This is a genomic window from Neisseria sp. Marseille-Q1983 (assembly GCF_018224585.1).
Lineage (GTDB): Bacteria > Pseudomonadota > Gammaproteobacteria > Burkholderiales > Neisseriaceae > Neisseria > Neisseria polysaccharea.
This window is the reverse complement of sequence record NZ_JAGTUI010000003.1, coordinates 61,486-79,589: the sequence shown is the minus strand read 5'-3', so window position 1 is coordinate 79,589 and position 18,104 is coordinate 61,486. Positions and strand designations below refer to the sequence as shown.

Below are 18,104 nucleotides of genomic sequence, written 5' to 3'. Positions count from 1 at the left end.
TTTGTACTGTCTGCGGCTTCGTCGCCTTGTCCTGATTTTTGTTAATCCACTATAAGAATGCACACGCCCGTCATTCCCGCGCAGGCGGGAATCCAGACCTTTCAGTTTCTGTAATGATTGAAAATAACGGCAAGCCCGACCTTCCGGATTCCCGCCTGCGCGGGAATGACGGGCGTGTATATTTTTGATTTCAATCTGCTGTAAAAATGCCGTCTGAAATGCAAACAGCGTTTCAGACGGCATTGTTTGTTTCTTATTGCGCTTCGGCTTTCGGGGTGGAAATCAGAAAGTGTTCGCGGTAGTGGCGCATTTCTTCGATGCTCTCCAAAATGTCGTCCAATGCCTTGTGCGAACCGCGTTTGACGACGCTTTTGGCAACGGGCGGATTCCAGCGTTTGGCGAGTTCTTTCAGCGTGGAAACATCGAGGTTGCGGTAGTGGAAGTAGTTTTCCAGTTTCGGCATATATTTGACCATAAAACGCCGGTCTTGGTGGATGGAATTGCCGCACATCGGTGTGGCGCGTTCGGGTATCCATTCCGACATAAAGTCCAGCAGTTTCTGTTCGACTTCGGCTTCGGTATGCGACGATTCGCGTACGCGTTGTGTCAGCCCCGTCCTGCCGTGTGTGGCGGTGTTCCACTCGTCCATATTGTCGAGCAGCTCGTCGTTTTGGTGGATGGCATAGACTTCGGATTGCGCCAATACATTCAAATCCGAGTCGGTAATAATCATCGCGACTTCGATAATGCGGTCGGTTTCGGGATTCAGCCCCGTCATTTCCATATCGAGCCAGCAGAGGTTGTTTTTGTCCTGCATGATGTTTCCTTTGCTTGTCAGCGTTTTGTCCCGCTCAATCGCGCCCATCCTTCTTCGGTTTCCGCAGGATCGAGATCGAACCATTGGCTGTAAATGCCGCTGAGTTCTTCGATTTGTTCGTCCAACAAACCGGATAACACGATGCGGCCGCCTTGTTTGGTGCGGGCGGCGAGCATTTCGCCGAGCATACGTAAAGGGTTGGCGAGGATGTTGGCGACAACTACGTCGAATTGCCCTTGAGGCAGGCCGTCGGGCAGGAAGAATTGTGCATCGACGTTGTTTTGTTCGGCGTTGTCCTTGCTGGCACGGATGGCCTGTTCGTCAATATCGACGCCGACGGCAGAACCTGCACCGAGTTTGAGGGCTGCGATGGTCAGGATACCTGAACCGCAGCCGTAGTCGAGGACGCTTTCGCCGTTTTTGAGTTGTGTATCCAACCATTTGAGGCAGAGGCGCGTGGTCGGGTGGCTGCCGGTTCCGAAGGCTAGTCCGGGATCGAGGCGTAGGTTGACGGCAGTGCCTTCGGGGGCTTCGTGCCAAGAGGGGGTAATCCACAGGCGTTCGGAAATTTGGATGGGGTCGAATTGCGATTGGGTCAGGCGTACCCAGTCTTGGTCTTCGAGGGTTTCACCGGTGTATGCCAAGTCTTTTAATCCGTATTCTTGTGCGGCGGTTTGAATGATGGCGGCGGCTTCGTCGTGTTCGCCGAACAGGGCGATGACTTTGCTCTGCTGCCAGATTTGTTCGGTCGGCATACCGGGTTCGCCAAAGATGGCTTGTTCGTTTTCGGTGCCTGCATAGGCATCTTCGATGGCGGCGGAGAGTGCGCCGTGTTCCATCAGGGTGTCGGCGAGGCGTTCGGCGACGGCATCGTTGACGTTGATGGTGATTTGTTGGTAAGGCATAGAGGGCTTTCTTAACAGACCTTCGGAATAGGGTCGTACTGTATAAGGGGATGGGTGTGTAACGGAAATGCCGTCTGAAAACGGACAAACTGTTTCAGACGGCATATCGGGGACGGCTTATTTGTCCTGTTTGGCTTTGCGATCTTCCAGCCAGTGTTCCAAATAGTGGATGCTGACGCCGCCTTTTTGGAAACCTGGGTCGTTGAACAAGTCGCGGTGCAGCGGCGTATTGGTTTTGATGCCGGTAATCGCCAGCTCGGCAAGGGCTACGCGCATTTTGGCCATGGCTTGGTCGCGGTCTTTACCGACGACGCAGACTTTGCCGATCAGGCTGTCGTAGTAAGGAGGGATGCGGTAGCCTTGGTAAATATGGCTGTCGACGCGGATACCGAAGCCGCCGGGCAGATGGCAGCTTTCAATCAGACCCGGGCTTGGGATGAAGTTGTACGGATCTTCGGCGTTGATACGGCACTCAAACGCGTGGCCTTCGACTTGAATATCCTTTTGTTTGTATTGCAACGGCAGGCCGGCCGCAATGCGCAATTGCTCTTGTACGATGTCCACGCCGGTGATGAGTTCGGTAACCGGATGCTCGACCTGAACGCGCGTGTTCATCTCGATAAAGAAAAATTCGCCGTCTTCGTATAAAAACTCAAACGTGCCCGCACCTCGGTAGCCGATGCGTTTGCAGGCGTCGGCACAGGCTTTGCCGATTTTGGCGCGTTCTTTTTCAGTGATGAACGGAGCTGGTGCTTCCTCGATGACTTTTTGGTGGCGGCGCTGCATGGAGCAGTCGCGCTCGGCAAGGTAGATGGCGTTGCCGTGTTCGTCGGCAATCACTTGGATTTCGACGTGGCGCGGACGTTGCAAATAGCGTTCCATGTAAACCATCGGGTTGCCGAATGCCGCGCCTGCTTCGGCTTTGGTCATTTCGACAGACTGGAGGAGGTCTTCTTTTTTCTCGACGACGCGCATACCGCGGCCGCCGCCGCCGCCCGATGCTTTGATAATCACGGGATAACCGACTTTGTCGGCGATTTTGAGGATTTCGGCATCATCGTTGGGCAGCGCGCCGTCAGAACCGGGGACGCAGGGCACGCCTGCCGCTATCATCGCGTGTTTGGCGGAGACTTTGTCGCCCATCAGGCGGATGGTGTCGGGTTTCGGGCCGATAAAGGTAAAGCCGGACTGCTCGACCTGTTCGGCGAAATCGGCGTTTTCGGCAAGGAAACCGTAGCCCGGGTGGACAGCGTCCGCGCAGGTTACTTCGGCGGCGGCGATAATGGCGGGGACGTTGAGGTAGCTTTGCGCGGAAGCGGCAGGGCCGATGCACACGGATTCGTCGGCGAGTTTGACGTGCAGGCTGTCTTTGTCGGCCTCGGAATGCACGGCGACGGTGGCAATACCCATTTCGCGGCAGGCACGGAGTACGCGCAATGCGATTTCGCCTCGGTTGGCGATTAAAACTTTTTTCAGCATGATGACTGTTCCTGTGGTTCCGGCAACCCGTCCGTAAAAAAAAAGGTGCGAGAACGCCGAAGGGGGAAAGCATTTCAGACGGCATCGGGAATCTATGCCGTCTGAAAACAGGATTATCCGATGATGAAGAGCGGTTCGCCGAATTCGACGGGCGTACCGTTTTCGACCAGAATTTCTTTGACCGTGCCGGATTTTTCGGCTTCGATTTCGTTCATCAGCTTCATCGCTTCGATGATGCACAGCGTGTCGCCGGCTTTAACCTGTTGGCCGACTTCGACAAAAGGCGCGGCATTCGGGCCGGGTGCGCGGTAGAACGTGCCGACCATAGGTGATTTTTGCGCGTCGGACAAATCGCGGGCGGCAGGTGCGGCGGCGGGCGCGGATGCCGCAACGGGTGCGGCGGCAGGCGTTACGGCCGGCGCGGCGGCAGGTACGGGCGCGGCGGCGATGGTTCGGGTGATGCGGACTTTTTCCTCGCCTTCGGTTACTTCGATTTCGGCGATACCCGATTCTTCAACCAAATCAATCAGTTTTTTTAATTTGCGCAAATCCATTTCTGTTCCTTTAAAGGCTGCCGGTGTTTCGGCGGGTTGTTGCGTTGGTTTTTCAGAAAACAGCCGGTTTGCGGCAACGGCGCAAACCGGGCGGAATGGTGTTCGGATACGGTTTTCCTGTGGTGGAAAACGACCGTGAGAATGTGTTTATTTTCCCGAAGTTGTCGGTAAATGTCCAGTAAAATATCAAAAAACGGCGGTTTTTGGGGGAAATGTGCAGGAAGTTTGATTTTGCGCACAAGATGTTCCAGGTTAAGAGTGTTTATTCTAATCTGTTGGTTTTTCGGACAAAGATGCCGTCTGAAAAAGGGCTAAAGTGCGTATAATGGCGGCTTGCCCGAACGAGAGTGTAAAAATGGATATTTCAGATTTTGATTTTACCCTGCCCGAAAAGCTGATTGCCCAGCATCCGCCCGAAGTGCGCGGCAGCAGCCGCCTTTTGGTTGCGTTGCCCGATATGCCGCTGCAAGACCGGGTGTTCGGCGATTTGCCGGATTATGTCGAGGCGGGCGACGTTTTGGTGTTCAACAACACCAAAGTCATGAAGGCGCGGCTGTTTGGGCAGAAAGACAGCGGCGGCAGGATCGAAGCCCTGATCGAGCGTGTTTTAGACAGTCATACCGCACTGGCGCACATCCGTTCGTCCAAATCGCCCAGACCCGGTATGGGGCTGGTGTTTGAAGGCGGTATCCGCGCCGTGATGGTCGGGCGTGAGGGCGAACTGTTCTGCCTGCGTTTTGAAGGCGGTCAAACCGTTTACGAACTTTTGGAACAGAACGGCCATTTGCCTCTGCCGCCTTATATCGAACGCGCCGCCGATGCGGATGACGACAGCCGTTATCAAACCGTTTATGCCAAATATCAGGGTGCGGTCGCCGCGCCGACGGCGGGTCTGCATTTTACGGAAGAACTTTTGCGCCGCCTGAAAGACAAAGGCGCAGTAACCGCAGAAGTAACCCTGCACGTCGGTGCGGGGACATTCCAACCCGTGCGTGTGGAAAAAATCGAAGAACACAAAATGCACAGCGAATGGTTTGAAGTGCCGTCTGAAACCGCCGCCGCCGTTGAGGCGGCAAAAGCCCGGGGGAACAAAGTCTGGGCGGTCGGCACGACTTCCATGCGCGCCCTCGAATCTGCCGCGCGTGCGACGGGTCGTCTGAAAGCGGGGCAGGGCGACACCGATATTTTCATCACGCCGGGCTACCGTTTTAATGTTGCCGACAGGCTGGTTACCAATTTCCATCTGCCGAAATCGACGCTGCTGATGCTTGTCAGCGCGTTTTCGGGTATGGGTCATATCCGCGCCGCGTATCGTTATGCGGTCGAACGCGAATACCGTTTCTTCAGCTACGGCGATGCGATGGTTTTGGGGCGGAACGAAGGGGTGGTACGTTAGAACAGCCTCAAGTCTATTGGGGGAAGACAAGTGCCGTCTGAACGGATGTTCGGACGGCATTCTTTTGTTGATTTGAATGAAAGGAACTGTATGACATATAGTGGATTAAATTTAAATCAGGACAAGGCAACGAAGCCGTAGACAGTACAAATAGTACGGCAAGGCGAGGCAACGCTGTACTGGTTTTTGTTAATCCACTATAGATTCAGGCGCGAGAGGCGAGAAACTCAGTCATTGTTGATGACGCGCAATACGTTAAAATTCATTCCGTTTTGGTCGTATAAACATATTACATACGCCATTTTTTTGTATTCAAGGCTGCCTGAAAACAGTGGGCAAGAATATCTAACCCAACGAAAAGCTGAAAAAGCAACAAAAAATAATCTGCACCTTAGTCGGTTGGTTAGTCCAACCTTAGGGGTGCAGACCATTCAATCTTTCAGGCTGCCTTTGTTTGTTTATAAGATAAATTTTTAGCCGAACACTTTTTCCAAGTGTGCCTGATAATCTGCCAAGTATTTTTCCACTTGTGGATTTTTAACCACATCGTTACATAAGAATGTCGGCAGGCGGGTCATACCCAAAAACTCGTTGGCTTTGTGGAAGTGCATATACAAAACATCAACGCCTTTGCCTTCAAAGAAATCGCCTTCGCGGGTAAACGCCTCAATCGGCGCATTCCAAGTCAGTGAAAGCATATGTTTTTTGCCTTGCAACAAGCCGCCTGTGCCGTAGCCCTCAGTCGGATTGACGCTGTGTCTGCCGTCGCTTTGGTAGAGTTTGCCGTGTCCAGCGGTTAATACTTCGTCTATGTATTTTTTCACTGTCCAAGGCTCGTGCATCCACCAGCCCGGCATCTGCCAAATCACAGCATCCATCCAAACGAATTTTTCGATTTCTGCCTCAACATCATAGCCGGCATCAATCACGGTTTCTTGAACATTGTGTCCGAGCGCGGTCAAAACTTCTTTCGCTTTTTTGTGAAGCGTGCGGTTTAACCCGCCGTGAGAATGTCCGAACGCTTTGCCGCCGTCTAATAATAAAATATTCATTTGTTACCTCGTTTGTGAATTGATGAATGTATTGTGCCGTTTTACTTTATAATTTAAAAGTGCAAAAATAAGAAAACACTTTTGCGTCAAATGAAATAATCAGATGTTCCAACACACGGGATGGCACATAAAGCACCGCCCTGTGTGCCGTCCTGATTCGGAAGGGGTTACACCCCTCCCAAATAAAGTCTGATCCTGCCGCCCTAAAGGGCGGGGTTCCAACCGAAAAGGAAACACGATGAAAACCAATTCAGAAGAACTGACCGTATTTGTTCAAGTGGTGGAAAGCGGCAGCTTCAGCCGTGCGGCGGAGCAGTTGGCGATGGCAAATTCTGCCGTAAGCCGCATCGTCAAACGGCTGGAGGAAAAGTTGGGTGTGAACCTGCTCAACCGCACCACGCGGCAACTCAGTCTGACGGAAGAAGGCGCGCAATATTTCCGCCGCGCGCAGAGAATCCTGCAAGAAATGGCAGCGGCGGAAACCGAAATGCTGGCAGTGCACGAAATACCGCAAGGCGTGTTGCGCGTGGATTCCGCGATGCCGATGGTGCTGCATCTGCTGGCGCCGCTGGCAACAAAATTCAACGAACGCTATCCGCATATCCGACTTTCGCTCGTTTCTTCCGAAGGCTATATCAATCTGATTGAACGCAAAGTCGATATTGCCTTACGGGCCGGAGAATTGGACGATTCCGGGCTGCGTGCACGCCATCTGTTTGACAGCCGCTTCCGCGTAATCGCCAGTCCTGAATACCTGGCAAAACACGGCACGCCGCAATCTACAGAAGAGCTTGCCGGCCACCAATGTTTAGGCTTCACCGAACCCGGTTCTCTAAATACATGGGCGGTTTTAGATGCGCAGGGAAATCCCTATAAGATTTCACCGCACTTTACCGCCAGCAGCGGTGAAATCTTACGCTCGTTGTGCCTTTCAGGTTGCGGTATTGCTTGCTTATCAGATTTTTTGGTTGACAACGACATCGCTGAAGGAAAGTTAATTCCCCTGCTCGCCGAACAAACCTCCGATAAAACACACCCCTTTAATGCTGTTTATTACAGCGATAAAGCCGTCAATCTCCGCTTACGCGTATTTTTGGATTTTTTAGTGGAGGAACTGGGAAACAATCTCTGTGGATAATTCTATAAAAACCTGTCATAAAATTGTTTTTACTCACTTAATAACTTTGAGAAAAAATAAATAAGATGATGTATAGCCGCGGCAATGGCAGTCTATATGGGGAGCGTGATAGGGCTGTTCCTTATGTACGGCTTGTGTGTGGCAACATCGGCTTTCCAAATGACAAAATGCCGTCTGAAACCGCAAAACGGCTTCAGACGGCATTTTCAACCTGATTCAGGCATCAGTTGCGGTTTTTCAAACGCCCGTGCAGTTCTTGAACGCTGTACACGCCCAAGTGGTCGCGGCTTTTCGCGCCTTCGCTCATCGCTTCGCCGCCGGCGGTGGTGGTGTATTGCGGCACGCGTTGCTGCAATGCGCTTTGGCGGATGATGTGGCTGTCGGACACGGATTGCGGATCGCTGGAAACGGTATTCACGACCAGTGCGATTTCACCGTTTTTCAGCGCGTCGCCGATGTGCGGGCGGCCTTCGGGGACTTTATTGATGGTCTGCACAATCAGCCCGTGTTCGGTCAGGTATTGCGCCGTGCCGCGCGTGGCGCAGATGCCGTAGCCTAAAACTTGGAAGTTTTTAGCGGTTTTAATGACGCGTTCTTTGTCTTCTTCGCGCACGGAGAGGAAGATTTTGCCGGTCGGGTTGAGGCGTTCGCCCGCACCGAGTTGGGCTTTGTAGTAGGCTTCGCCGAAGCTTGCGCCCACGCCCATCACTTCGCCGGTGGAGCGCATTTCCGGTCCCAAAATCGTATCCACGCCCGGGAATTTGATGAATGGGAACACGGCCTCTTTAACGGCATAGAAATCGGGGACGACTTCTTTTTCCACGCCTTGTTCTTTCAGGGAAATGCCTGCCATACAGCGTGCGCCGACTTTGGCGAGCGGCACGCCGGTGGCTTTGGAGACGAAGGGCACGGTACGGCTGGCACGAGGGTTCACTTCCAACACGAACACCACGCCGTCCTGCACGGCAAACTGCACGTTCATCAGTCCAACCACGCCCAGCGCGTACGCCATCGCTTTGGTTTGGCGGCGGATTTCGTCTTGGATTTCTTCGCTTAAGGAGTAGGGCGGCAGCGAGCAGCCGGAGTCGCCGGAGTGGATGCCCGCCTGTTCGACGTGCTGCATGATGCCGCCGATAACCACATCTTTGCCGTCTGAAACGCAGTCCACATCCACTTCAATCGCGTTGTTGAGGAAGAAATCGAGCAACACGGGGCTGTCTTCGGAAACCTGCACGGCTTCGCGCATGTATTTTTGCAAGGCTTCGGCAGAGTGGACAATCTGCATCGCGCGTCCGCCCAAAACATAAGACGGGCGCACGACCAGCGGATAGCCGATTTCTTCGGCTTTGACGAGTGCTTCTTCTTCGTTGTGGGCGATGCGGTTGGGCGGTTGGCGCAGACCTAAGTCGTTCAACACTTTTTGGAAGCGTTCGCGGTCTTCGGCGGCGTCGATGCTGTCGGCGGACGTGCCGATGATGTTCACGCCGTTTTCAACCAATGCGTTGGCGAGTTTGAGCGGGGTTTGGCCACCGTAATGCACAATCACGCCCCACGGGTTTTCGGTGCGGACGATTTCTAACACGTCTTCCAGCGTCAGCGGCTCGAAATACAGGCGATCGCTGGTGTCGAAGTCGGTGGACACGGTTTCGGGGTTGCAGTTGACCATAATCGTTTCAAAGCCTGATTCGCGCAGGGCGAGCGCGGCGTGAACGCAGCAGTAGTCAAACTCGATGCCCTGACCGATGCGGTTCGGGCCGCCACCGAGAATCATCACTTTTTTACGGTCGGAAGGACGCGCTTCGCATTCTTCTTCGTAAGTGGAATAGAGGTAGGCGGTTTCGGTGGCGAACTCGGCAGCGCAGGTATCGACGCGTTTATAGACGGGATGCAGCTTCAGCGCGTAGCGGTGTTCGCGCACTTCTTTTTCTTTTACGCCCAAAAGCTGCGCGATGCGTTTGTCGGAGAAGCCTTTGCGTTTCAGACGACGTAAGGCGGCGAAATCCAAATCTTGCAGGCAGCCTGCACTTACCTGCTGCTCTTCTTTCACCAAGTCTTCGATTTGCGCCAAGAACCAAGGGTCGATGGCGCAGATTTCGTGGATTTCTTCCAGCGTGAAGCCCGCGCGGAACGCGTCTGCCACAAACAGCATACGTTCGGGGCCGGGGTTCGCCAGTTCGCGGCGGATTTCCGCTTTGTCGGAGCTTCTCGGATTGAAGCCGCACAAGCCTGTTTCCAAGCCGCGCAGGGCTTTTTGGAAGCTTTCCTGAATGGTGCGTCCCATCGCCATCACTTCGCCCACCGATTTCATCTGCGTGGTCAGGCGGTCGTCTGCGGCGGGGAATTTTTCAAACGCGAAACGCGGGATTTTGGTGACGACATAGTCGATAGAAGGCTCGAACGACGCGGGGGTTTTGCCGCCGGTGATGTCGTTGCGCAACTCGTCCAACGTAAAGCCGACCGCCAGCTTCGCCGCCACCTTCGCAATCGGGAAGCCCGTCGCTTTGGAAGCCAGCGCGGACGAACGGCTCACGCGCGGGTTCATCTCAATCACAATCATCTCGCCGTTTTCAGGGTTCACCGCAAACTGAACGTTCGAGCCGCCCGTATCCACACCGATTTCGCGCAATACCGCCAAGCTTGCGTTGCGCATGATTTGGTATTCTTTGTCCGTCAGCGTTTGCGCCGGCGCAACTGTAATCGAGTCGCCCGTATGCACGCCCATCGGGTCGAAGTTTTCAATCGAGCAGATGATGATGCAGTTGTCGTTTTTATCGCGTACAACTTCCATCTCGTACTCTTTCCAGCCGAGAACGGACTGCTCAATCAGCAGCTCATGCGTGGGCGAGGCATCGAAACCGCGTTCGCAAATCGCCAAAAACTCGTCTTTATTGTAGGCAATACCGCCGCCCGAACCGCCCATCGTGAAAGACGGACGAATCAGCGTCGGGAAGCCGACCTGTTCCTGCGCCGCCAAGGCTTCGTTCATCGTGTGGCAGACAAAGGATTTCGGGCAAGACAAACCGATTTTTTCCATCGCTTCTTTAAAGCGTCCGCGGTCTTCCGCCTTGTCGATCGCGTCTTCCGTCGCGCCGATTAATTCGACGTTGTATTTCGCCAGCACGCCGTTGCGCGCCAAATCCAGCGCACAGTTCAGCGCGGTCTGACCGCCCATCGTGGGCAGAATCGCATCAGGACGCTCCTTGGCGATAATCTTCTCCACCGTCTGCCACATAATTGGCTCGATGTAGGTAACATCCGCCATTTCAGGGTCGGTCATGATGGTGGCGGGGTTGGAATTCACCAGAATGACTTTATAGCCTTCTTCACGCAAAGCCTTACAGGCCTGTGCGCCCGAATAGTCAAATTCGCAGGCCTGACCGATAACGATAGGGCCGGCGCCGATGATAAGGATGGATTTTAGGTCGGTACGTTTAGGCATGGGTGGGTCTTTCTTTAAATAAATAATTAGATAAGTAATAAATATCAGCCAGTCTAGAATGTAAATTATTCAGTATTTTGCTTTTTGGTTTCGTATAGAGAGCACAATTCTGAACCTAAAAAACTCCCAAATAAGCAGTAAATTCCTGTGAAAATAGGTGCTTGCTCAACCCAAGGAAATTCAGAAAAAGTATTAAGGAAAATAAAAATAACCATCACGAATGCTAACAGAAAGAAGGAGTTTACTTCAGAAATTTTATAGTACATACAGCTTGTTATCAATCCACACACAAAGGCAATAGAAGACCAGGTAAATGTTTGGCACACTTCGCCTTTATGGTCTGAGAAATGAGAAAGAATTGACACAAAAGGATGGAGAAATAGCCAAATGCCTGAAATAATTAGTAATACATTCATTATAATAAATGCATATTTAATGCTTTTCTCTTTACTTTTTTGATACATAATCCAAAGAAGAATCACTACGAAAACTAGACCTGTAAATAAATTAGACATTTCTCTAAAAGTCTCGTTTTGCATAGACTGTATTTCTTCTGAAAAAATTCTAAAAAAATCAATAAAAAGAAGGAAAATTGTAAGGGTAATTATATTTATATATTTCATTTTTATTTTCTCTTTCATCAATAGCAAGCCGTAGCCCGCATGTAGGGTGTGTGCGATACGCACGCACGCGTTCTCTATTTTCCCTGCAACCCCAACCCACCGCGTGCGTGCCTTGCGGCGCACACCCTACCGATGGGTTCAAAGGTCGTCTGAAAAAACGCTCGCGGCGTTTGTTCCATCTGCCTTGTGATAAAGGCTGCTTGAAAAATTCCCGCTGTTGATATTTCGGGCATTCTTTCTCAAACCGCCTGCAACCGCAAAATCCGCTGCAACCAGCCCCCTCCCCCGTGGGGGAGGGCCGGGGAGAGGGCATTCTCCGAATTTCGGCAATCTTTCCCAACACCTTTACCGCCCAAACACAAGCCTTGCTGTTTGTTGCCCTATCTCTAACGCTCTCCCACGAGGGAGAGGACGGGGCGGCTGTTGTGATTAAGGGTTCTGCAAGGAAAACAGCTTGTACAGGCTGTTTTTTATTTGGCTGTGTTTTAATATAGTGTTGATAGGCGTACTTGGCTTCAATATATTCAATAGGATAGGTTTATTCCTAACTAGAAAATAATTGTCTTTTCCCTTGCAAATAATTGAAATCAACAGATTACTAAAACACAGCCTTTTATTTTACACAGGGTCGTCTGAAAAGCTTTCTTTAAAAACTAGTAATAAACGTAATCAAGCCCAAAATGATACCAGGGGCGTTTGCCAGCATAACGGGGTAGTCGCGTTTTTCTTTCAAAAAGCCGTAGGCAACCCATAATGTGCAGTTGATGGCGGCGACGAGGGGTTGCAGCGGCGAGCCGGGGTTGCCGGCAAGGTTGTTTTGGATTTGTGGGATATAGGAAACGTACATGCCGACGGCGGTCAGGGTGGCGACGACGGATAGGATGCGCATTTGCTTTTCTGTCATGGTTTTTCCTTTCTGATTTGAGGGCTGAGTTTTCAGACAGTATAGATGTTGAGAGGGTGTCTGAATTTATATTTTTTGAGGTTTGGTTTTCAGACGGCCTATTGTTGAGTCGAGTGTGGCCGTCTGAAAAAATCAGCTTTATTGTTTTGCTGCTTTGATATTGTCAATGAATTTATCGAATAGATAGCCAACGTCTTGCGGGCCCGGGCTGGCCTCGGGGTGGCCCTGGAAGCAGAATACAGGTTTATCTGTCAGTTCGATGCCTTGTAAAGTGTTGTCAAATAAGGATTTGTGGGTAATTTTTGCGTTGGCGGGCAGGGTGTCGGCATCGACGGCGAAACCGTGGTTTTGGCTGGTGATGACGACTTTGCCGCTGTCCAAATCTTGCACAGGGTGGTTCGCACCGTGGTGGCTGAAGCGCATTTTCAGGGTTTTCGCGCCGATGGCGAGGCTGATGAGCTGGTGTCCCAAGCAGATGCCGAAAATCGGCTTGCCGCTTTCCATCAGTTTTTGCACGGCTTCGATGGCGTAGGTGCAAGGCTCGGGGTCGCCGGGGCCGTTGGACAGGAACACGCCGTCGGGATTGAGTGCCAACACGTCTTCTGCGCTCGTTTGGGCGGGGACGACGGTCAGGCGGCAGCCGCGCGAGGCGAGCATACGCAGGATGTTGGTTTTCACGCCGAAATCGTAGGCGACGACGTGGTAAGGCTGTTCGGAAGGGGTAACGAAACCTTTGCCCAATTCCCATTCGCCTTCAGTCCATTCGTAAGTTTCTGTGCAGGAAACTTCTTTTGCCAAGTCTTTGCCGACCATGCTGCCGAACGCGGCGATGAGTTCTTGTGCTTTTTCAACCGTAGCGTCCGCACCTGTCAAAATCGCGCCGCCTTGTGCGCCTTTTTCGCGCAACAGCGTGGTCAGGCGGCGGGTGTCGATGTCGGCGATGGCAACGGTTTTGTTGCGTACCAGATAGTCGTGCAGGCTTTCGGAGGCGCGGAAGTTGCTGTGCAAGAGCGGCAGGTCGCGGATAATCAAGCCTGCGGCGTAAACGCTGCGGCTTTCTTCATCTTCGGCGTTGGTGCCGGTATTACCGATGTGGGGGTAGGTGAGGGTAACGATTTGTTTGCAGTAGGACGGGTCGGTCAGGATTTCCTGATAGCCGGTCATCGAAGTATTGAACACGACTTCGCCGGAAGTCGAACCTTCGTAACCGATTGATGTGCCGTGAAATACGCTGCCGTCAGCGAGGACGAGGAGGGCGGGGGTGCTCATGATGGGAATCCTGTTTTTAATAAAATTCTTGACAATGCCGTCTGAAGGGACTTCGGCAGGGGGCATCCGGTCGGAAAAATCCGGTCAAAAAAAAACACGCCGCGCAAGATAGACGCGTAACGTGCTTTTCGGGCAAGTGCCTATACCCTGAAAGCAGCATATTTTAAGACGAAACATACCCGATTTCAAGCGCAAACGCGGCAGGCGGGCTGATATGTTCGCGCGAAAACGGAAATCCGGGGCATAAAACCGCCCGCTCCGCGCCCACTATGCCCGTTACGCATTTCCCCACGTCCGCCCGGCGAAACTATGGGAATACCCGAACCGTCAGAAATACCCGAACCGTCATTCCCGCGAAGGCGGGAATCCAGACCTGTCGGTGCAGAAACTTATCGGGTACAACGGTTTCTTGAGATTCCGCATCCTAGATTCCCGCCTGCGCGGGAATGACGGCATCGGTTTGTCGGCGTTTCATTTACCCCCCCATCCCGAAAAACGCAAACAATGCCGTCTGAAGGCTCTGTAGGGTGGGCTTCAGCCCACCAATCCACCGTTTCCTACCGACACTAACGATTCCGCCAATATTACCCATCCCGTAAATTCCCCATTTTCCACCGATTCCGCCAAGAACCGAAGCCGCCGACTTCCGCCGGTTCGCCAGAAATTTTTGATGCGGTGGGCTGAAGCCCACCCTACGGTTCACCAGATTCCCGCCTGCGCGGGAATGACGGCATCGGTTTGTCGGCGTTTCATTTGCCCCCTCCCGAAAAACGCAAACAATGCCGTCTGAACGCTCTGTAGGGTGGGCTTCAGCCCACCGATTTCAACACTTCCCCCCTCCCGAAAAACGCAAAAAAATGCCGTCTGAAGGGCTTTCAGACGGCATTTGCGGGGGAATCGGCCGCGCGGGCGGGTTAGAAGAAGACTTCGCGCCAGCTTACCCGTTTCATATTGCAGATCGGGCCGGCAACATCCAAGTCGGACATATCGTTCATCAGCAGCGTGTGCACGCCTTTGCTGAAGAAGCAGCGGTTGCCGGATTTTTGGAAGGGGGTGTTGTCATTACCGCTGCCGCCCGCGTCGCCGTCTGCCGTTGTCGGGTGATCGCTTGTTTTTTGGCTGTCCAAATAGCTTGCGGTCAGAAGTTTCGGATAAACATATCCGCTCGGGCAGACGGTTTCAGTGCCTTTTTCCATACAGCCCACGGGGATATTGTTGCCTTTTGCGTCTTTTTTCTCGCCGACTTTTTTTGCCACGCGGCTATCCGGCACGACGGGGCGCGCGCTTTTCTTCGTCAGCTTGCCGCCGTCGGCGGTATTGATGCCCAAGAATGCCGTTTCCGCGCCGCAGCCGTTGGCATTGTAGTTGCGGATGGTTACAAAGGCGGTACGCAATACCACGGTCGGTTTGACGGTAACGCGCTGTCCGGGCTGCAATTTCACTACCCAGCCCTTGTCGCCCGAGCCGTCAGACCTTTTGTAGTCGCTCAAGAACAGCGTATTGTTGCCGTCTTTTGTCAGCGCTTGCTCAAGCAGCCCTTTGCCCAATCCGTCTTCAGCCGGCAAAGATTCCGTATCGTTATCGAAAATACCGTAAACGTGTTGGATGTCTTGGCTTGCCACATCATCCTCAGTCAAATCGCTGCCCGTGCCGAAGATGACGACGCGTTTGTCTTTCAGTTGGGAAACGGCAGGCGCGGAAGTAATCGGTTTTGTGCCGTTGAAAATGGCGCGTACAGACCATCTGGTCGGGTCGTTGCCGCCCAAATCAAAGCGGTACATCTTGCCGCCGCGATCGCCGGCATAGGCGATATCGACCGTGCCGTCCAAATCCGTATCGACAAGCGTGGGGGACGAAAGCCCGCCCTTGCCGCCGGGTACGGCAATTTTTGCAATCAGCGCGCCGGTTCCTTCCAAATCATACACATACAGCGCGGTTTGATTTTCTTGGCTGTCAATGTCTTTAGTCGCATAACCGGAGGCGAGGAAGGCGGCGTATTTGCCGTTGTGGGTTTTGCCGATTTGCGGCGTGCCGACGGTGTAGCCCAAGCCGTTGCCTGTTACGTCAAACAGGGAAACGCCTGTCGGGCTGCCGCTTTCGGTTTTGGTCAAATCCAAGGCATACGCACCTTTGCCGCCCTGACCCATCGCGCCGAACATAAACACGCGATCTTTGTATTGGCGCAAGACAAAGCCGCCGTCCACGCCGTACAAACCGCCCGTGTAGTTTTCGTTGGCAAAATTGTGCAGGTCTTTTGCCAAATCGGAATCTTGGTTATCCAAGTTTTTGCGCGGCATCGTGCCGGGTATGTAGCTGAGCTTCAGATTGTAGCCGCCGCCGCTTTTTTTGAAGATATGCACCATCCCGTCGTTGGCGGCGGTTGCCAGATAGTCGCCGACCGCCGTTACCGGGCTGTTGACGATGTCGCCCAAATTGCGATTCTTATCGTCGCGGATGCGGTATTGCTGGCTATACAGTTTGCCGCGTGTTGAAGCATCTATCGCATTGTTAAAATAGTTGAACTGATTGTCGTTTGCATCGCGCCGGTCGGTCCAGCGCAGCAATACGGTTTTCCATTCGTCTTGATTGTTTCCCAAGCCGCCGATACCGAATGTGCCATTCGTAATGCCGTTAATATTGCTGTCGCTCAAGGATACGCCGTTTGCCAGGCGGATTGCCGCCTTGCGTCCGGCAAAGACGGGTTCGGTAAAACCTTTGCTTGGCAGATAATCCGCGCCGCCGTTTTTCTTATTGTTTTTATCCAAGGTGTAAAAGAGGATGCGGCTGCTTGCCGACTTGGGATCGGTAACGACCGCCGCCGCCTTGTTCGGGAAACCCGCGCCCAAAGGGGCGGGAGCGACAATGGCGTATTGGCTGCCGTCCGGCCCGGCGGCGGTATATTGCGCCCGCGTACAGCCGCCCGCGCCTATGCTCGGAAGCTGGAGTTTTACGTCGATATGGCCTTGTTCATGTATCTTATACAGAGTACCCGTCCGACCCCTGCCGTTTGCGTTATACGGCATAAAGTTGAAGTCGGGCATATTAATCTCGCCAAGTTTGATTTCTTGGGCGTTGAGGCTGCTCGGAGTACCCAACAGGTGCAGCTTGGCGCGCAAGGCAAAGGCTCTGCCGCTGCTTCTTTCCCCTGTCGGCTGGGTAATCATTTCGTTTAGCAGCGTATGGTCATTATTAATGGTTATCCATTGCGGCGCAGTGCCGCTCGATTTAGTCAATTGGAAGGAAACGCCCAGCCACGGATGGTCTTTCAGCTTGTATATCGGCAGGCCGTCCGGACTGGTTCCCGCCGAGGTGGGATCGAGTGCGCTGTCCTTAAAGTTGAAATAAAATTTGAAAGGCAGGTCTGGACACTGGCGGCTTTGACCCGTCGAGACACCCACGCCCTTGAGGAAGCAGCTGATGCCGGTAAAATCGTAACCCATCTTCCCTTTGTGAACGGTCGTCAGCCAATTGTCGGTCTTGCGCTCCGCCATATTGTCGGCATCAAGCCCGGAAACCTTGCCCCACAGCGGGGCGGGACCGCCGCCGAGGTTCAGCTTGCCGACCTTGCCCGCAAGCAGCGTGTCGGTGTTTGCGTAGGTAAATTCGTCAGTCAGCGACACGATAAAATTACATTCTGGAGTTCCGGGTGTGATTCCTAGATCAGTACACGCTTGTTTTGTGCTTACCGAACCGGGTTGACCTTTCGGAATAGACAATTTCCGACCGTTGCGTACGCCCTGACCGCCGGGTATCTTACCGCCTTCTACGCTGCCGTCGTCTTTGACGATAAAGTTGAAAGTTTCACTATCGCCCGCGCCGAACGCCTGTTGGGACGATGCCGCCAAAATCATCGCGGTATAAATCGCGGTATGGCGGAGCAAGTGCCGTTTGGGTGTTTTTTTCATGTCGTTTTCCTTTTCCGTTTTCCTTTTTGGGTGAACCCCCGCCACTTGGACATCCGTCCTTCGCGGCGGCAGAATCAGACTTTGTTTGGGAGGGGCGCAACCCCTTCCGAATCGGGGCGGCACGCAGGGCGACGCTTTATGTGCCGCCCTGCGTGCCGAAACATATGTTTCGTGGGTTTCGCAGGGCGGGCTGTAGGGCGGGCTTTAGCCCACTCTATGGCGCACCTTGCGAATCTGCCTTATAAAAATACCCGAACCGTCATTCCCGCGCAGGCGGGAATCTAGGATGCGGAATCTAGAGAAACCGTTTATCCGATAAGTTTCCGTGCCGAAAGGTCTAGATTCCCGCTTTCGCGGGAATGACGGCGTATCGGTTTCCGTGCGGATTTGCAGGGTGTTTCGTGGGTTTCGCAGGGTTCGCCGTAGTGTGTTTTGTAGGGTGGTGGGCTGTAGGGTGGGCTTCAGTCCACCGATTCCGCCAATCCAACCAAATCCGTCAATCACGCCGATTTTACCAAATCCGTCAATCACGCCGATTCCGCCGCCGTCATTCCCACAAACCTACATCCCGTCATTCCCACGAAAGTGGGAATCCAGAACGTAAAATCTCAAGAAACCGTTTT

The 18,104-nt window shown here is 53.0% G+C and carries 14 protein-coding genes and 1 pseudogene; 3 read left to right on the top strand and 12 right to left on the bottom strand.

The features are described from left to right. The 6 genes and pseudogenes from KEM39_RS01475 to KEM39_RS01450 all read right to left on the bottom strand — a co-directional run. A pseudogene (locus KEM39_RS01475) lies at window positions 1–243 on the bottom strand (hypothetical protein); the annotation flags it as partial. 10 nt (window positions 244–253) lie between these two features. Continuing rightward, on the bottom strand, window positions 254–817 hold the full coding sequence (orn, locus tag KEM39_RS01470; RefSeq protein ID WP_118997981.1) for an oligoribonuclease: 564 nt from the start codon (window positions 815–817) through the stop codon (window positions 254–256). A 17-nt stretch (window positions 818–834) separates the two neighbouring features. Continuing rightward, window positions 835–1,722, bottom strand: coding sequence for a 50S ribosomal protein L11 methyltransferase (prmA, locus tag KEM39_RS01465; RefSeq protein WP_118997958.1), 888 nt, complete (start codon window positions 1,720–1,722; stop codon window positions 835–837). 117 nt (window positions 1,723–1,839) lie between these two features. Further along, window positions 1,840–3,201: an acetyl-CoA carboxylase biotin carboxylase subunit gene (gene accC, locus KEM39_RS01460; RefSeq protein ID WP_118997959.1), complete on the bottom strand. Its 1,362-nt coding sequence runs from the start codon at window positions 3,199–3,201 to the stop codon at window positions 1,840–1,842. A gap of 113 nt (window positions 3,202–3,314) precedes the next feature. Continuing rightward, window positions 3,315–3,755 (bottom strand): acetyl-CoA carboxylase biotin carboxyl carrier protein, encoded by a 441-nt coding sequence (gene accB, locus KEM39_RS01455; RefSeq protein ID WP_061694376.1) that lies wholly within the window; start codon window positions 3,753–3,755, stop codon window positions 3,315–3,317. Continuing rightward, the gene (locus KEM39_RS01450; protein WP_118997960.1) at window positions 3,737–3,994 is read right to left on the bottom strand and encodes an acetyl-CoA carboxylase; all 258 of its coding nucleotides are present in this window, start codon (window positions 3,992–3,994) and stop codon (window positions 3,737–3,739) included. The genes accB and KEM39_RS01450 overlap by 19 nt, the downstream gene beginning before the upstream one ends. A 116-nt stretch (window positions 3,995–4,110) precedes the next feature. On the opposite strand from KEM39_RS01450, the gene queA reads away from it, so the two are divergent. Beyond that, window positions 4,111–5,151 (top strand): tRNA preQ1(34) S-adenosylmethionine ribosyltransferase-isomerase QueA, encoded by a 1,041-nt coding sequence (queA, locus tag KEM39_RS01445; protein ID WP_118997961.1) that lies wholly within the window; start codon window positions 4,111–4,113, stop codon window positions 5,149–5,151. 473 nt (window positions 5,152–5,624) lie between these two features. On the opposite strand, the gene KEM39_RS01440 is transcribed toward queA, so the two are convergent. Next, the gene (locus KEM39_RS01440; RefSeq protein ID WP_002227645.1) at window positions 5,625–6,203 is read right to left on the bottom strand and encodes an NAD(P)H-dependent oxidoreductase; all 579 of its coding nucleotides are present in this window, start codon (window positions 6,201–6,203) and stop codon (window positions 5,625–5,627) included. A gap of 238 nt (window positions 6,204–6,441) precedes the next feature. Here KEM39_RS01440 and crgA point away from each other — a divergent pair, with 238 nt between their 5' ends. Further along, window positions 6,442–7,341 carry a LysR family transcriptional regulator CrgA gene (gene crgA, locus KEM39_RS01435; protein WP_002214623.1) on the top strand — a complete coding sequence of 300 codons (900 nt, stop codon included), beginning with the start codon at window positions 6,442–6,444 and terminating at the stop codon, window positions 7,339–7,341. Window positions 7,342–7,564: 223 nt separating this feature from the next. Here crgA and carB read toward each other — a convergent pair whose 3' ends face one another. The 4 genes from carB to carA form a co-directional block, all read right to left on the bottom strand. Then, window positions 7,565–10,780: a carbamoyl-phosphate synthase large subunit gene (carB, locus tag KEM39_RS01430; RefSeq protein ID WP_042743472.1), complete on the bottom strand. Its 3,216-nt coding sequence runs from the start codon at window positions 10,778–10,780 to the stop codon at window positions 7,565–7,567. A 65-nt stretch (window positions 10,781–10,845) separates the two neighbouring features. Beyond that, window positions 10,846–11,526: a hypothetical protein gene (locus tag KEM39_RS01425; RefSeq protein WP_192886360.1), complete on the bottom strand. Its 681-nt coding sequence runs from the start codon at window positions 11,524–11,526 to the stop codon at window positions 10,846–10,848. A gap of 523 nt (window positions 11,527–12,049) precedes the next feature. Next, window positions 12,050–12,307 (bottom strand): SemiSWEET family transporter, encoded by a 258-nt coding sequence (locus KEM39_RS01420; RefSeq protein ID WP_016687622.1) that lies wholly within the window; start codon window positions 12,305–12,307, stop codon window positions 12,050–12,052. Between the two features lie 138 nt (window positions 12,308–12,445). Then, window positions 12,446–13,576 (bottom strand): glutamine-hydrolyzing carbamoyl-phosphate synthase small subunit, encoded by a 1,131-nt coding sequence (carA, locus tag KEM39_RS01415; protein WP_118997965.1) that lies wholly within the window; start codon window positions 13,574–13,576, stop codon window positions 12,446–12,448. Between the two features lie 379 nt (window positions 13,577–13,955). Here carA and KEM39_RS01410 point away from each other — a divergent pair, with 379 nt between their 5' ends. Further along, on the top strand, window positions 13,956–14,102 hold the full coding sequence (locus tag KEM39_RS01410; RefSeq protein ID WP_211709502.1) for a hypothetical protein: 147 nt from the start codon (window positions 13,956–13,958) through the stop codon (window positions 14,100–14,102). A 388-nt stretch (window positions 14,103–14,490) separates the two neighbouring features. On the opposite strand, the gene pilC is transcribed toward KEM39_RS01410, so the two are convergent. Next, a complete protein-coding gene (gene pilC / locus KEM39_RS01405; protein ID WP_211709501.1) occupies window positions 14,491–17,481 on the bottom strand; it encodes a PilC family type IV pilus tip adhesin in 2,991 nt (996 codons plus the stop codon). Between the last annotated feature and the right edge of the window lie 623 nt (window positions 17,482–18,104).

Excerpts from the sequence above, each read along its gene's own strand:
- orn (WP_118997981.1), bottom strand. The coding sequence starts at position 817 with ATGCAGGACAAAAACAACCTCTGCTGGCTCGATATGGAAATGACGGGG.
- prmA (WP_118997958.1), bottom strand. The coding sequence starts at position 1,722 with ATGCCTTACCAACAAATCACCATCAACGTCAACGATGCCGTCGCCGAA.
- accC (WP_118997959.1), bottom strand. The coding sequence starts at position 3,201 with ATGCTGAAAAAAGTTTTAATCGCCAACCGAGGCGAAATCGCATTGCGC.
- accB (WP_061694376.1), bottom strand. The coding sequence starts at position 3,755 with ATGGATTTGCGCAAATTAAAAAAACTGATTGATTTGGTTGAAGAATCG.
- queA (WP_118997961.1), top strand. The coding sequence starts at position 4,111 with ATGGATATTTCAGATTTTGATTTTACCCTGCCCGAAAAGCTGATTGCC.
- KEM39_RS01440 (WP_002227645.1), bottom strand. The coding sequence starts at position 6,203 with ATGAATATTTTATTATTAGACGGCGGCAAAGCGTTCGGACATTCTCAC.
- crgA (WP_002214623.1), top strand. The coding sequence starts at position 6,442 with ATGAAAACCAATTCAGAAGAACTGACCGTATTTGTTCAAGTGGTGGAA.
- carB (WP_042743472.1), bottom strand. The coding sequence starts at position 10,780 with ATGCCTAAACGTACCGACCTAAAATCCATCCTTATCATCGGCGCCGGC.
- KEM39_RS01420 (WP_016687622.1), bottom strand. The coding sequence starts at position 12,307 with ATGACAGAAAAGCAAATGCGCATCCTATCCGTCGTCGCCACCCTGACC.
- carA (WP_118997965.1), bottom strand. The coding sequence starts at position 13,576 with ATGAGCACCCCCGCCCTCCTCGTCCTCGCTGACGGCAGCGTATTTCAC.
- pilC (WP_211709501.1), bottom strand. The coding sequence starts at position 17,481 with ATGAAAAAAACACCCAAACGGCACTTGCTCCGCCATACCGCGATTTAT.